Source organism: Enterococcus sp. 4G2_DIV0659 (assembly GCF_002140715.2).
GTDB classification, from domain to species: domain Bacteria; phylum Bacillota; class Bacilli; order Lactobacillales; family Enterococcaceae; genus Enterococcus_L; species Enterococcus_L mansonii.
The window spans coordinates 2,081,117-2,096,471 of the sequence record NZ_NGLE02000001.1 but is presented as its reverse complement, the minus strand read 5'-3'; the positions used below and the strand labels follow the sequence as shown (position 1 = coordinate 2,096,471).

The 15,355-nt window shown below is 31.8% G+C and carries 11 protein-coding genes; 3 read left to right on the top strand and 8 right to left on the bottom strand.

Going from position 1 to position 15,355, the window contains the following annotated elements; translation table 11 throughout:
- Window positions 1-32: 32 nt before the first annotated feature.
- The 3 genes from A5880_RS09625 to A5880_RS09615 all read right to left on the bottom strand — a co-directional run bounded on the left by A5880_RS09625 (window position 33) and on the right by A5880_RS09615 (window position 3,212).
- Window positions 33-722 carry a winged helix-turn-helix domain-containing protein gene (locus tag A5880_RS09625; protein WP_336577073.1) on the bottom strand — a complete coding sequence of 230 codons (690 nt, stop codon included), beginning with the start codon at window positions 720-722 and terminating at the stop codon, window positions 33-35.
- A 314-nt stretch (window positions 723-1,036) separates the two neighbouring features.
- Window positions 1,037-1,753: a winged helix-turn-helix domain-containing protein gene (locus tag A5880_RS09620; RefSeq protein WP_336577072.1), complete on the bottom strand. Its 717-nt coding sequence runs from the start codon at window positions 1,751-1,753 to the stop codon at window positions 1,037-1,039.
- The gene (locus tag A5880_RS09615; RefSeq protein ID WP_336577071.1) at window positions 1,734-3,212 is read right to left on the bottom strand and encodes a helix-turn-helix domain-containing protein; all 1,479 of its coding nucleotides are present in this window, start codon (window positions 3,210-3,212) and stop codon (window positions 1,734-1,736) included. Before A5880_RS09615 ends, A5880_RS09620 begins: the two co-directional genes overlap by 20 nt.
- A 439-nt stretch (window positions 3,213-3,651) precedes the next feature.
- On the opposite strand from A5880_RS09615, the gene A5880_RS09610 reads away from it, so the two are divergent.
- Entirely contained in the window at window positions 3,652-5,097 is a 1,446-nt protein-coding gene (locus A5880_RS09610) for an AcpB/EbpR/MafR family transcriptional regulator (protein WP_336577070.1), read from the top strand.
- A gap of 72 nt (window positions 5,098-5,169) precedes the next feature.
- Here the strand turns inward: A5880_RS09610 and A5880_RS09605 are convergent, their stop codons facing one another.
- Genes A5880_RS09605 through A5880_RS09595 form a run of 3 tightly spaced genes read right to left on the bottom strand, consistent with a single transcriptional unit; the run spans window position 5,170 to window position 9,248 of the window.
- Complete coding sequence (locus A5880_RS09605) at window positions 5,170-7,506, bottom strand: L-type lectin family protein (RefSeq protein WP_086330744.1); 2,337 nt, start codon at window positions 7,504-7,506, stop codon at window positions 5,170-5,172.
- A 55-nt stretch (window positions 7,507-7,561) separates the two neighbouring features.
- Window positions 7,562-8,221 (bottom strand): WxL domain-containing protein, encoded by a 660-nt coding sequence (locus A5880_RS09600; protein ID WP_086330743.1) that lies wholly within the window; start codon window positions 8,219-8,221, stop codon window positions 7,562-7,564.
- Between the two features lie 22 nt (window positions 8,222-8,243).
- Window positions 8,244-9,248 (bottom strand): WxLIP family cell surface protein, encoded by a 1,005-nt coding sequence (locus tag A5880_RS09595; protein ID WP_086330742.1) that lies wholly within the window; start codon window positions 9,246-9,248, stop codon window positions 8,244-8,246.
- Between the two features lie 442 nt (window positions 9,249-9,690).
- Between A5880_RS09595 and coaA the strand changes: the two genes are divergently transcribed.
- On the top strand, window positions 9,691-10,614 hold the full coding sequence (gene coaA / locus A5880_RS09590) for a type I pantothenate kinase (protein ID WP_086330741.1): 924 nt from the start codon (window positions 9,691-9,693) through the stop codon (window positions 10,612-10,614).
- A 428-nt stretch (window positions 10,615-11,042) separates the two neighbouring features.
- Window positions 11,043-12,599, top strand: a complete 1,557-nt coding sequence (gene guaA / locus A5880_RS09585; RefSeq protein WP_086330740.1) for a glutamine-hydrolyzing GMP synthase — start codon at window positions 11,043-11,045, stop codon at window positions 12,597-12,599.
- A 217-nt stretch (window positions 12,600-12,816) separates the two neighbouring features.
- Here guaA and A5880_RS09580 read toward each other — a convergent pair whose 3' ends face one another.
- Both A5880_RS09580 and A5880_RS09575 read right to left on the bottom strand, forming a co-directional pair.
- On the bottom strand, window positions 12,817-14,031 hold the full coding sequence (locus tag A5880_RS09580; RefSeq protein ID WP_086330739.1) for an ATP-binding protein: 1,215 nt from the start codon (window positions 14,029-14,031) through the stop codon (window positions 12,817-12,819).
- A 58-nt stretch (window positions 14,032-14,089) separates the two neighbouring features.
- Window positions 14,090-15,310: a hypothetical protein gene (locus tag A5880_RS09575; RefSeq protein WP_086330738.1), complete on the bottom strand. Its 1,221-nt coding sequence runs from the start codon at window positions 15,308-15,310 to the stop codon at window positions 14,090-14,092.
- Window positions 15,311-15,355: the final 45 nt, after the last annotated feature.

The following is a 15,355-nucleotide window of genomic DNA, read 5'->3' as shown; positions in this document are numbered from 1 at the left end:
GTTTGACTTAAAAAAATGGTTTGTTTACAAGGCTATTCTTTAAACACATAACCAATTGAACGTGTTGTTTTAATAAGTTTCGGTTTGCTTGAGTCTATTTCAATTTTTTTTCGCACCTTTGAAATTATATTAGCGATTCTATAGTTTGAAACTTCTCTTTGATATACTTCATTAGGCCATACCTTTTGAAATAATTCTCTGTAACTAACTGTCTGATTAGCATGACTTCTAAGAAAATAGAGCATATTGAATTCACGGGTTGTTAAAAAAATTTCCCTTCCATTTACTATTATAGAAATATTTTTTTTATTTAAATCTACCTTTGAATTATTCATTTGTTTTTTATCAAGATTTTTTGATTGAACAACCTGCTTTTTTTGAAGTGTATTTCTTATAAATTTCCCTATACTTTCAAAAGAATAATTGGTCGTCAAAATTCCGTTCACTCCTATAGAGGCATACATATCAACTATAGAGGATTCTGCTTCTTTCATATAAATCCATACCATTGGTAGTGTTTCTTGCAATAACCATTGAATAATCATTAGCTCTTTGGTCGGGGAATAGCCTGACCCATCAATAATTAATGCATCTAACTCTTTTCTAGCATTTTTATCTGGGAACCCCAAAAATTGAACAAATGAAATAGGTTTTAACTTTTCCATATCAAAATTTTCAATAGAGTTTGTTGCTGACATTTTAATCCAGCCAACTTTATACATAAACAATCCTCCTTCTTAATTTAAAAATTAGAGTTCACTCTTACATCACAATTAATTGTTTCTAAATATAGATTTCTATACTATTTATTATAAAATAAAAACATTCTTATTCTGTGGCAAAAAATTAAGTACAAAATAAAGGTTTTGACACCTACCATTTTGTAAAGCAGAAATCGTTCATTTAAAGTAATACTGCAATAAAATAATCTAAAAAAAATGATCGCCTCAAAAAGTTCTTTAGCAAAAGCTAAAGAACACAGTTAGCAATTTACATTATCAAAATTTAACTTCTCATTTATTTACAAATTAAGTCGTTAAGAATTTAAATTTATATCCGCTCGATCACAAAATTTATATCCTATTGAACGTACTGTTTGAATATAATTATGATCTGCTCCAGCTAATTTGAGTTTCGTTCGCAAACTAAAGACAACATTTGCAACTTTCGGTTTTATATCCTTTAAGCTAGTGTTGATTTGACTAAATTCGCAATCCCAAATCTCATTAAATAATTTTTCATAAGTGAAAACCTTTGTTATATCAGATGAAATTATCGACAGTAATTTATATTCGATTTTTGTTAAATAAATTTCCATTTTTCCATTTAAAATTGCGCTTCGATTTCTATCATCTACTTGAAAAATCACTTTTTCATTCTCTTCATCTGCAATGTTAAGTTTTAAATTTGAATTATTTTCTGTAATCAGCATAAGTTCTTCTAAATTATAGTCTAAATCCACAAAACCGTTTATTCCCAATTTTAATAAAATCAAGCGATCTACATTAGATAAATCATTAACCATAAGCATTATTGGAAACATTCCCCTTTTTCGAATTTCCAAAATACAATTGCAATATTCGCGAATATCTGATCCATTCTTATCATATATAAAAACGGCATCCATATGTTCTAATGGTTGGTTTTCTTGAGAGTCTAAATATAAATGAATAAATCTTATTCCTTTTTTGGTATATTTATCCTTATAATTTAAATCGTATTTTTCTGATAAATTAATGATTCCTATCTTCATTTAAAGTATCCTCCTTTTCAATATTAAAATAATTAGTATTAATGCTTTGAACAACTCGTCCTAAATCTCCGTAAATTGAATAGTTCTCAATAATAAAAACAGCAGTTTTACCAGTACTTTCTAAATGATAATCTGTTACAATAATGTTTGGTTGATCAGAAAATGTATTCAGAAAGGTAATAGGATAAAAAATTAATTCCGAAAGTTTTTCTTCTATAATCTCTTTATTTCTATCACCAAATTTACTATAAACTAGTATCTTTAATCCCACTCCTTTTTTTTTTAACACTTCATTAAAAAGTACTTTCAAAGTTCCTATACTTAATGGATTTTTTTTTCGAGTATTCTCTTCAAAGTATTTTGTAAATCTAGAATAAAGTTCATATACTTTTGATGATCCTATCGCTAGACTATAATCAAGATCAGCAGACACACAAAAAAGGGCTTGTTTTTTTAAAATCAAATACAAGTTAGCAATTAGGTAAAAATATTCATCTGGATGAAACTCTATATCTAAAAAAAGCGCCATTTGGTAAATAATCAGATTCGCCATTTCAAAAGCTTTATCATTGAGCGTGCTAGGTGTTAAATATGCAGAAACATTTAACACTGTCTTCATATCAAGCAAATTATTTGTACTGATAAAAAAATATAAATTGGCTATCTCCTTCTCCATAGCATCTTCTGATATCATTAGTTGATAGTTTTTACGTACAATATTCGAAAATTTTTCTTTTGTTATCAATCTATTAACAACCATAAATTCACTACTATCCGATTCAATCACATATCCTTTAGAAGCTCGTAATTTGCTGATATTAAAATATAGAAGAAAACAGTCTATGGAATTTTGAGTTATTTTAGGATCTATTATTTTTAATGACTCACCTACTTTTGATGACATCATTCCAGCTTTGGGAAAGCTTCGACTAACACGAAACAGTAAATAGTAGAAATAACGTATCCGTTCTTCATTTCCACTTAAGTAAAATACCCCACTTCTTTTAATTATTTTCATTCCTAATTCTTGACTAAATGATCTTAAGTATCTAAATTTTCTAGCTAAAGATGAACTACTTATAAAAAATTCTTGGACATATTTTTCCGTAGTTATTGTTTTACCATAAAATAAATCTTGTAATATTTGAAAATAAGTGCTTTTGTTCATCATCTTGCTAAAAAATAAATCTAAAGAAAAATTTTTCCCTTTTTTAAAATAATAAATATTCTTACTAAGTACACTTACCTCCAAATAATCTTCGACTTCAAGCTGATCAATTTCATCACCCAGCTCTTTTATTACTTCACTTAAAGTGACTGCTGATAAATCAACTACTTTAACTAATTCTTCATAACTCAACTCACAAGCTGTAGCTGTGCTAACATATTCTAGAATATGGCATAGTATTCTATCTTTCTTTTCTAAAAGATTTAATATATTTTCTTTATTGAGAATCAATCTTTCAACACCTTCTAAAATTAAAATATTTTTCCAAAAGCTTTAATTTTATTTGCATCTTTAGTATTTTTCTATGTTTAATTCCATAATCCTTTCCTTATTTCCACTTCTCTAATATAGTAATATTAATATAATCACCAAAAGATTTTGTGCCAAAATATATATAAATAAATAAATTTTTTGACATAAATATCATTTTCATGTAAAAAAATCACTCATTATGATAAAATCGTTTTTTTTAAATACAACTACAACAGAATAATAATTTTTTTATACCTAGAAACCTTGTATATTTTTTTAGATGAAAATTACTTTTCAAAAAGCACAAATCATTTTATTGTTATACCTATTTGATATAGAATAAACATAGTTACTTCACTAAAAAAATGCCTTTAGTTGTCCAGTAAATATTTCGGAAAATTCAGGAGGAGACTTCCCTATGCGCAATATTCTCTCTGTGCCTTTGCAAAGACGCTTAAAATTAGTAGATTACTTATTTGTTTATCAAGCTAAAAGATTAAACCATATACAAGAAGATTTAAATTATAATACAGTTACTTTATTAAAAGATATTTCTGACATCAACGAAATGATACATCCTTGTAAAATAATAAAAACACCAAATTATGAATATATACTTTTTTTTCCAAATAACACTAATATAGAGTATATTTACTCTTGTTTTCTAAAAAACTGTCTAGAATTTTCTCTACTTCACAAATTGATTACTCGCTCTTTTGACTCATTAGAATCCCTTTCTACAGAACTTTTCATTAGTAAATCTACACTAAGAAGATTGATTCGACGTGTTAATTCTCACTTACGTTCAGATTATAATTTTGAAATAGATACTTCTGCAGTTATGTTCGTAGGAGATGAAGGGAGCATCATTACCTTTAACACATATTTTTTAAAAGAATATTATCTGACTTCTAAACAGATACTTCGACAAGATCAATTAGAAATACTTGGCGATCTTTTTAAAACGTTTTCATTATCACCTCACACTGTGCCACTAAACCTTTTAGATATTGATAAATTTAATTTCTATGTATACAGTACCTTGCTTAGATTTAAGCAAATACATCAATTTGATGTTGTTGATCAAGAGTTACTATTTTTCCCAGAATTTTCACATTTAAAAATCCCTTTTAAGCGTGCATTTAATGTTAATTTAACTCATGATTTAATTTTTAGAATAGAATCAATCATCAATAATAATGATTTTATGCTTTCTTACAATGACTTGATTGCATCAACTAAGCTTGATAAAAATAAGTTCAAAACCCTAAAGAAATTAAATACACTAATCGACTACCTTTGTGACACTTTAAAAATTAAATGTACAAATTATGATAATCTTCTGCTGACCTTATATAATTTCACAACTCTTACATACGGTACTGAATATGTACTTTTTTCAAGATATAAATTTTTTTTAAATTCAATGACAGACTATTATCCTTCTTTTTTCAACTCAATAAAAGATGATGTAAGAGAAATTTTATCATACACTCATTTGGAAAAATCTCATGAATTTGTGTACTATCTACTATTGAATTGGTCTGAACTTCAAAATGCTTTATATAAATTCAATCCTAAAATGAGTGTCGGAATCTATTTTTATACGGATATATACCACAATCATTGGATGGAACAATTTCTAAAAGAACATTTTTCAGAAAAATTATCTATTACCATTCTCTATGAAAAACAGACTTCTATTACCCAACAAAATTTTAAAACATACGACTTACTACTAACTGATCAACCACTACTTGAAGGAAGCCATAAAAATATCCTATGCTGTTCTGTATTTCCTACGAAGGAGCAACTATCTAATATCCAAAATTTTTATACATCATGGTTGCAAAAACATATATGAATATAACTAAACGCATGGCAGGAATAAAAGCATTCAGCTCCTAAAAATAAGCTGAATGCTTCTATTCCTGTATCATATTGGTGTTGATAATAAGCTCCACTTAACAATTCCTCCATAAGTTCCTGAAAGCATTGAATTATTGGGGCTAAAATAGAATCCATTTTCTCCATCTTGATTTAAGATGTACTCGTCACTTGTTCCTTCATTGCTCTGTAAAATTTCGATTGGGTTAGTCGATATTACAAACTTTTCTCCATTATTTTTATAGTAAAAAAAGGAATCATGCGCATAATGATTTTGACCTATAAAATTATTTTTATTAATAAAGTTTGAATTTACTAGATTCACTTGCAATTTCCACTCTCGATCGAGTAAGCGTTGATCAGAAATGATGATAGGTCCCATACCTTCTACTTTCTTATCACTACCTCCAATCTTAATAGAGTCACTATTAAAAGAAGAAGGAATTGACGCAAATGATAACTTCCCTTGAATATAAATGTCATTTAAAGCAAAAAAGTCAGATTCATTTCCTTCAGTATCTACTGCCCAGAGTTTAAAATCATATTTCCCAATTGGTACATTTGAAGTATCAAGCTCGAGTTCTATATTATTTTCTTCTGATTGCAATATTTGATAAGTACCAAAATCAATCTTTTGATTATCTGAAAGCTGTCCTATCAGTTTAATTGACTCACTATCATAATCTGAAATAGATACTTTTAAGGGAATTTTTTCTCCAATAGTGAAAATTGATTGATTCTCTAAAGGCGATATAGTTACTGTTGGTGCATTCTGTTTATATAATACAATTACCGCTGAAGAAACTTCTCCCGTTTCTTGATTAGTGATAGAATAATGAAGTTTAAACATACCATAAGGTAATTGAAGAAATTGCTCAAGTATGTTGTATGTAAAACTACCATTTATCTCCGTTGCTGTTTCTTCAAATTCTGTAATCATTTCAAATTGACCATTCTGCTCTAACTTTATAGCATGAGCTAACGGAACACGATTTTCATTGTTCCAACCAAATTCTACTATAAATGAGTCAATACTATTATCAAGAATAACTTCACCATCTTCATGAGAGTTAATCATCGCTCCTATAGTGATATTTTTTGTATTAAAACTAAAAGGAGTTGCTTCATAGACCGCATTTCGCCCAACCATTCTACTTGTTATAGTTTGTGATTGAAAAGTGTCATTTATGATTCGGACTTTAAATGTAATAGAAGCTTTGTTAATTGTATTACTATCATGTCCTCCCAAATCAGGAATAATCCCAGATTTAATAGTTAAAATATTCCCTTCCCAAACAAGGCTATCATCTATTGCTGTACCATTTACTTTAGTCGTATCATCAAGCAAAACCACACCACTTGGGATAACAGTAGCTAGATCAATATCTGTCCAATTTTGCTTCCCTCCTAGCCATTCAGCTTCGATAGCAATTGTTACTTCAGAACCACCATTTACTGTAGCTTGATTTAAAATTTCTTGTCCTGCTCTATCAAACATTTTTATGGATGTATCAGCATTGACCAAGCCGGGAACTCTTTCAAAAATTACTCTTTGATCTGCTTTATAAGTTGGGCCTGTTGAGCCTGTAAATCCCCAAAAGGCTTCTGACACTACTCCATTTTGAAAAATTTGAGAATTTAAATGCGCAGAACTAATTTGTATTGGCATTTGATCATTTATTTTAAAAGTTAATATTCCTTTTGTATAATCTTGCTCATTCGTTTCCCAATTTAATTCTACCCTAGTCCAATTACCGCTGGCTAGATTTACGTTTGTGATTAACGAATCATGCTTAACATAACGTGTAGATCCAAATATATTAAAGTTATCTGTATATCCTTCTAAAGTTCCTGGATAAACGACTGCAATATGATTATTATTATATGTACCAGTAATTCCATTATCAAAAAAACCATCTGCTGAGGACTTATTTCCATACAAGTCAAATTCAACCCCAATAGAGTTAGGTAGCCCGAGTGCTCCTTGGTACTTATTTTCTCCTAGAGCTCCCATAGAAGCGCCAGAATAAGTGAACCAATTACTGGTATTATTAGCACTTTTTAACAAAAATACTAATCCATCGCCTGAAGAAGCGGCCGCATCTCCCTGATTTACATAAGATACCATATTAAAATCTTGTTTAAAATCCAACAAATTCTCTTGTGTACTCCATAAAGCTCCAACTTGACTGGCCAATCCATTAGTAATAATTGCTACATCATCTATTAAAGCAGCGGAATTACCTGAAACGCCTACATCGGTCGAGAATATACCATTTAGAGAAACTCTATCAGGAATACTTGTTGTGGCTTCAGCCTGTTGTTCAAATGAGAAAATAGGCATAAAAAATAGTATCCAGAGCAAATAGTTTTTTAATAACCTCATCCTTAATCTCCTTAATTTTAAAATGTACTATTTGTGATTTTATGATTAATCAATTTTATTCGCCAATAGGTAATGCTGACAATGACCATGTAAACGTGCTAGTGTACGCCCCAGCAGCATTTCCATCACTAATTACTGCTTCTGCAACTTGAAATTCTGTAAGCCAAGTTCCTAATCCTTCACCCTGTTCGGCTACCACAATTGGCCCTGCGTCAAGACCACTCGTTGTATCAACAATTCCTTGAATATTATTTACTAAACTTGGCTCAGCTGATGTATTCCCATCTACAGGAACAACTGAAACAGGTATCGTTAAGGTCATCCCCTTAAGAGCAGTGCCATTACTTTTAAATGGCGAAATATTTAGTCCCAAACTCCAGCCTTCTGCGGTTCCTCTTCGATCGGTAACTTGTGCATTGCGAACATAATTTGCTGCTATTTGACTATTAGTTAACGTATCAGTGAATATTCCAGACAATCCTGTTCCTTTGAAATTAAATTGTGGAACTGCGTCGATCGTCAAAAGTCCCGTCTGTCCTGTACCTCCTGGGTTGTCTGGATCTGGCATTATTGGACCCACTACTCCTGCTTCCTCTTCGTCTAAAGCTTCAAGTGTCGCCACGCCTTCTGTCATTACTGAATCTGCTGCCATTACTTGCTGATTGCCTAAAAATGCACAACCTAGAAATAATAATGGTAATATAATTTTTTTCATGCTTGATATCCTCCTGAATATATTAATATTTTTTTGATATTATAAAGAAAAGCAAACAAGCGAAACTTAGTATAGCTACTAAAAGAAGTAACAACCAATTTATTTGGGACTGTTCATTCTCAATACTCTGCTTCAATATTTTATTTTTATTATCTTCTTGAATAGTAAATTTCTTTTGCAATTGCCACTGTTCTTTTCCACGTGAGTGTATCTTTATTTTCATAACGTACTCACCAGGTTTTAGTTCAGATGCATCTATCCGTTCTGGCAAACTGAAGATGCTATTAGGTGCCATAGAAAATGTATCTTTTTGAAATTTATGAACAATTTTTTCTTGGTCATTTTGAATTTCTCCGGATAAAGAGTAAAAAGAAATCAATTGTGGCGCATTATTGTGAATATCCGCAACAACAGTAAAATAACCTCCATAATTATCTAAATAGACTTTCTCTAAAGAAAAATTTTTCTCAACACTATCTTTTGACACTCTAATCTGACAGCCTATTATCATTGAAAATTGATTTTTTATGTGTATTCCTTCTTTTGAACTAATGGATTCTTCTCCTTCAACTTCTTGAATATAGAAACCACCTAAAATGACACCTTCAAACGGATTTTCTGGTACTTTAATATGAAATGTTACTATTTTTTCTGAATTTCCAGATATTTCAACCACTTGCTCTTCAGATGTAATTTCTTCAAATGATGCAAATAAGTTAGGCGTATTCTCCAACTCCATTCCAGAATAATCAACCGTTCCGTTTGAAGTTGTTTTGGCAGTATTGGGATGAACTTTTAATTTAATCATTTTATCACTTGTATTACTAAGCTTAATGGATACTTGTTGTTTTTCTCCCGGAGTAACTAATAAATCAAAATATGATTTTTTTTCGTCGAGTTGATTTTCAGTATGTAGTATCGTTGCTGTATAATCCAATATAGCGGGAGTATTTGCGTATGCATCATTAGCTATTCCCAAAAAAGCTACCACTAATAATCCATATATTACTAAAATGGATTTCTTCATTTGTTACCTTCCTTTCTGTAGTTTATAGTGCTCATCAAATATCTTGAGCTTATACATATATTATCAATTTTTTTTAACAATTTTATTTCATTATGTTTCTAGTAAAGTATATTTTTTGACACTTAGATTTCACTGCCTATTTCTATAAACAACTCATTTTTTTGATGAAACTTCATACGGTGTTTTGTATACTAAAAAATACAAAGAAATATAGAATAAAATTATGTCTTCTCATTCCATAATCTCTCTATTAGAGTCCATATTAGTTCTTCTTTGTATGCTTTAATTTCAGGGACAACTGTATAGTCAAGTTCCTAGTTCGAAGAAAAGTTGAATGAGAATGCTCTTTTTTGTGCGTTTAAATAAGAATTTATTAAATAAGAAAAAGAGTTCTATGTTATAATAAGCACAGAAAGAAATGCTGGCTTTGGTGGAGGAACCGATGGACGATAAAATGAATTACTACCCCATTTCTAGAAAGGAATGGCAGGGCTTCTATCATAACGGCAAAGCGCCGCTGACAGAAGAAGAATTAGAAGATATTAAAGGCTTCAATGATCAGATTTCATTACAGGATGTGCAGGACATTTATGTGCCGCTGACCCATCTAATTCATTTATATATGAAAGAATTTGAGTCTTTGACTGTTAGCAAAGGGCTATTTTTGCATGAGTATGTTCCTGTTCCACCTTTTATCATCGGAATCGCTGGTAGTGTGGCTGTCGGGAAAAGTACCACCGCCCGCTTACTACAGTTGATTTTATCCAGAACCTTTAAACGCCGCAATGTCCAACTGATCACGACAGATGGTTTTTTATATCCAAATAAAGTGTTGGAAGCAAAAGGCATTATGGATCGTAAAGGATTTCCTGAAAGCTATGACATGGAAAAGTTGATCGACTTTTTAAACCAAGTCAAAAACAGCCAAGAAGAAATCAAAGCACCACTTTATTCTCACAGTGTTTATGATATTGTGGAAGGTGAATATGAAGTGATCCAGCAACCAGATATTCTGATTGTTGAAGGAATCAATACACTACAATTACCTGCTAATCAGCAAATTTACGTCAGCGACTTCTTTGACTTTTCCGTCTTTGTGGACGCCGATCCAAAACTAATCGAAAAATGGTATCTCGAACGTTTCGGCGCTTTACTCGATACAGCCTTTCTTGATCCGGATAATTACTATTATCAATATGCGATCGGTAATCGAGAAGATGCCTTTGCGATGGCTAAAGAAGTTTGGAAAAATGTGAATCTGAAAAACTTAGAGGAATATATCTTGCCAACACGAGGCAGAGCGGATATTATACTTCATAAGACTGAAAATCATATTATTGATGAGATATTTATGCGGAAATACTAGGAAAAGCGGAATGAAGCGTTTAATCCGCATGAAGATTGTCTATTTTCCTTGTGGATTGCTTCATGGAGCTAGATCAAAAATAAGGCTAACGAACTCGTTCAGTGCTGACAGAAAAATAGGGAAAACTGATTGTGACGCTTTTTGTCACTAGCCTTTTTCATCTTTTTTCCGAAGCACTAGTTCGTGAAGCTAGATCACAAAGTAACACTTAACTTGATTCTAAAGGGGTCAGAATTTTCCTAACGGAAAATTCTCCATAAACGGTGTAAAAAATGCAGGTTTCTTGCTTTGAAACACAAAGAGCATAGCGATTTGATGTTGAAAAGTACAAGACGCAACATTTGCGTGTTGTTCCTTCTACGCTCGAACCTAAACGCTTTTTTTACAACCTCTTATTAGATAAATCTAAATGGATAGGGGTAATAAATGTGACCAATGTTGCCGATTTGACAACTGTCGAAAAAATTATTGTTTTAGACTTTGGTAGTCAATATAACCAATTGATTACTCGACGTATTCGTGAATTTGGCGTGTTCTCAGAATTATTGAGCCACCGAATCACAGCGGATGAAATTCGCGAAATAGCGCCAAAAGGAATTATTTTCTCTGGTGGCCCAAATAGTGTGTATGATGAAAATGCGTTTAGTATCGACCCTGAAATTTATGAATTAGGCATTCCAATTCTAGGGATTTGTTACGGTATGCAACTAATGATGCATAATTTAGGTGGAAAAGTTGAACCTGCTGGCAACCGTGAATACGGCAAGTCAGAGCTATCACTTTTGATTCCTGATTCACCTATTTTCAAAGGAACACCTGAAAAACAAATCGCTTGGATGAGTCATGGTGACCTAGTCGCTGCCATTCCTGATAGCTTTGAAACGGTCGCAACTAGTGCAGATTGTCCATTTGCAGCCGTTCAAAATACAGACCGCAACCTTTACGGTGTGCAATTCCATCCAGAAGTTCGTCATTCTGAATATGGCAACGACTTATTACGTCACTTTACTTTTGATATTTGTCATTGCGAAGGCGACTGGACAATGGGCAACTTCATCGAAATGGAAATCAACAAAATCCGTGAACAAGTCGGCAATAAAAAAGTCCTTCTTGGCCTTTCAGGCGGCGTGGATTCAAGCGTTGTTGGGGTGCTTTTACAAAAAGCCATCGGCGATCAATTAACTTGTATCTTTGTGGATCATGGTTTATTGCGTAAAGGTGAAGCAGAACAAGTAATGGATAGTTTAGGTGGGAAATTTGGCTTAAACATCATTAAAGTAGATGCGAAAAAACGCTTCTTAGATAAATTAGCTGGCGTTTCTGATCCAGAGAAAAAACGTAAAATCATTGGAAATGAATTTGTTTATCTTTTTGACGATGAAGCAACAAAACTTGATGGCATCGACTTCCTAGCACAAGGAACGCTTTATACAGATATCGTAGAAAGCGGCACTGAAACAGCGCAAACAATCAAATCTCACCATAACGTGGGCGGATTGCCGGAAGATATGCAATTTGAATTGATTGAACCGTTGAATACTTTATTTAAAGATGAAGTTCGTGAATTGGGAATTGAATTAGGAATGCCTGAAGCGCTTGTTTGGCGCCAACCGTTCCCTGGTCCTGGTTTAGGGATTCGTGTGCTTGGTGAAATTACCGAAGATAAATTAGAAATCGTGCGTAACTCTGATGCGATTTTACGTGAAGAGATTGCCAATGCTGGTTTAGATCGTGATATTTGGCAGTACTTTACTGTGTTACCTGGTATCCGTAGTGTGGGTGTGATGGGTGATGGCCGTACGTATGATTATACTGTGGGCATTCGTGCAGTGACTTCGATTGATGGGATGACAGCTGATTTTGCTAGAATTCCTTGGGATGTTTTGCAGAAGATTTCTGTGAGAATCGTGAATGAAGTGGATCATGTGAATCGGATTGTTTATGATATTACGAGTAAGCCACCTGCTACTGTTGAGTGGGAATAAAGAGCCAACATAATATGAATGGGGAATGCCGATAAATCAACGTTTTTCAACTTATGAAATGCTTGATTTTCATTGAAAATGATATGGTTCCCTACCATTTTCCCTACCAAAATAAAACCCTGCTAAGATAATACTTGGCAGGGAATTTTTGTGTGATTCTATTTTTTTAAATAAGAAATATTATAGATATCATACTTCATAAACACGTGGTTTTCATTTATTGGTAGAATTGTTCAATTTTATATTCATTTAAGACTGCTTTAACCATCAAGGTTGTTGCCATATCGATTCGAGCATATTCTTGGTCTGCATCAGAAAGATTGTTGTTATAACCAACATAGCATTTTTCTTTACTTTCAAAGACTAATTCTTGATGCTTTCCGGTATCACTATTAATTAATTTTTCAATGGATTCTTTTTGTTGTAAATTTTCAAAAACAGGAATCATACTTAAATGCCTAGACCAAGCACCATTATCATGATTAATCAATGATTTTAATAACCACATTAATCCTATTTCTGGTGAATCTTCAAAATAATAATAGTATGAATTTACATACTCACTTTTTGGGTAACTGTCAAACAACTCAAGAGATGAGCTTTTGGGATGTACTGCTATACCTCGAGCTTCATCAATATAATGTGCTGAAAATTCTAAAAGTATCGTTTGATGATACTTTACCCTCAAAATATGCCATGAACTTCTTGCATTAGTATGCATCAAGGCGAAAGGTGGTGTCCTTAAATCTTCATTTTCAGGGTCATCATAAAATTCAATTGTATACTCAGGAAATTTTTCATAGTACCATGACATCCCCTCATAACTACTTTTCATTTTTATCCAAGAGTCAGTATCCTTAATATAATTAAATACTCTTTCTTTTGGATAAGGGATTAATCCAAATCTAAATTCCCATAATTTTTCAATGTCTTGAATTTCAGCTTGTTTATTGATCGAAGTATTTTTCGCACCTTTTCGAACATAAATTTGATTAGGTTGTACACTTTGATATTTTTCTTTAAGATAAAAAGGAACTCTTTGAGATTTATGAACTACTAAAATGTCTAATTCTGCACCAACTCCATTGGTTATTGTTCTTAACTCCAACGCTGGAATATAATCTCCTGCCCATTTCTTACTATGAATAAAATCGAGATACTTTTCCTGAGTCCACCTACCTAAATACTTTTCAACTCCTATAATTTCAACAGGATTATCGGATATTCCCATTATTAAATAGGCTTCATGATTACCCAGATTGTTTGCCATGCAAATTATGTCATGTAATAAATCATTTTTCTTTTTATTTATCTCTGCCTTGTCTTGACCTTCATAAAAATAAGGAAACTCCTTGAAGTCCCAATATTCACCTTCTGTGTTTTGATAGAACAATTCGCGAATGATCTCTTCTAATTCTTCATTTCTCCCCATAAGCTTATCCCTCCATTACCAAATTCCATCAAAAGAGCATGCTTTTCCTACTGAATTTCTAACTATCAATTTTTACTTGGATTGATTGAACAAAATATTCGCATACTAAGCTATCAACCGACTGCTCTAGAAGTAATTTCTTTCCTAAAGCCTTCTCTACCTCATTAATAAATTGAGCTAAATAATCTATATCAGTTGCATCATGTTGGTTTTTTGTATTGAAAAATGGAGCAACATGGTTGAATAATTTTCCCCCATCCATTTCAATTTTAGGTGTGAACTCTGAAAACAACGTTCTAACATCTAAATCAGGCAACTCATCATCTGTTAGATCCTCATTTTGATAGTCGTCCCAATATTTCGATATCCTTGCATTTATTCTTTCTTTAATAATATTTTTAACTTCATCTGAAATACCCAAACGCCTTTGAGAATACTCATAAAGTCTTTTTAACCCGAATCCATTCCAATGATCCATACCGTTTTCTTTAAAATAGCCACCTCTTAAATCTTTTGAAACTAAATCAGCAATTTTATCAAAATCAATACTACCTACTTCTTCATTAACCACTTTACTTTTTATATTAGGTAGCGCTTTTGATTTCTCTTTTACTCTTGATTCACTATCACAATCAAGAAACTTTTCAACATGACACAGGATGATATCTCTCACATCTGTCATCTTCAAATAAATGTCTACATCATAGTAACTTTCATTATCTATATGATGGTCAACTTTTGATAAGTTATATTTTTTTGTTTTATCGTGCTTATCATTCCATATTTGAATACAATAATCCATATTAGAAAACTCATTAAAAAAATGAAACGGATTACGATCTCTACGACTAAATATTCGCCCTAATTGGCTATCTTTATAGCCTTTTAACTCTAATGATTCCAACTTAGTTAATTGCTCACCTGAATGAACAATTAATGTACGAATATCTAATAACAATTTTAATTCATCATTTTTTTCAACTTTTACTTTCCAAAGTCTTCCTAAATAATCTAATGCGTTGATTAATCGATAAATATTATTCGCAAAGTGATCTGCTTCTATACTTGGAATACCTGATGCATTTCCATCTCCTAAGAACTTATCATTTAAACCATCAAAATAGTCAATCCCACCACGTATAATCCATAATAATGAGGCTTCTGTATTATCATACGTAGTAGGTGTTTTGTGTATCTTTATCTTTTCTTCTAGTTTTTCCTTCAATACTTTTGAGGTTGCAGAAAATGGTTTTGATGAAATTAATTTTATATTGTTCATGAAGAATCAGTCTTCCTTTCGTTTCATTTAATAAGAATTTACTAC

Excerpts from the sequence above, each read along its gene's own strand:
- A5880_RS09625 (WP_336577073.1), bottom strand. The coding sequence starts at position 722 with ATGTATAAAGTTGGCTGGATTAAAATGTCAGCAACAAACTCTATTGAA.
- A5880_RS09620 (WP_336577072.1), bottom strand. The coding sequence starts at position 1,753 with ATGAAGATAGGAATCATTAATTTATCAGAAAAATACGATTTAAATTAT.
- A5880_RS09610 (WP_336577070.1), top strand. The coding sequence starts at position 3,652 with ATGCGCAATATTCTCTCTGTGCCTTTGCAAAGACGCTTAAAATTAGTA.
- A5880_RS09605 (WP_086330744.1), bottom strand. The coding sequence starts at position 7,506 with ATGAGGTTATTAAAAAACTATTTGCTCTGGATACTATTTTTTATGCCT.
- A5880_RS09600 (WP_086330743.1), bottom strand. The coding sequence starts at position 8,221 with ATGAAAAAAATTATATTACCATTATTATTTCTAGGTTGTGCATTTTTA.
- A5880_RS09595 (WP_086330742.1), bottom strand. The coding sequence starts at position 9,248 with ATGAAGAAATCCATTTTAGTAATATATGGATTATTAGTGGTAGCTTTT.
- coaA (WP_086330741.1), top strand. The coding sequence starts at position 9,691 with ATGGACGATAAAATGAATTACTACCCCATTTCTAGAAAGGAATGGCAG.
- A5880_RS09580 (WP_086330739.1), bottom strand. The coding sequence starts at position 14,031 with ATGGGGAGAAATGAAGAATTAGAAGAGATCATTCGCGAATTGTTCTAT.
- A5880_RS09575 (WP_086330738.1), bottom strand. The coding sequence starts at position 15,310 with ATGAACAATATAAAATTAATTTCATCAAAACCATTTTCTGCAACCTCA.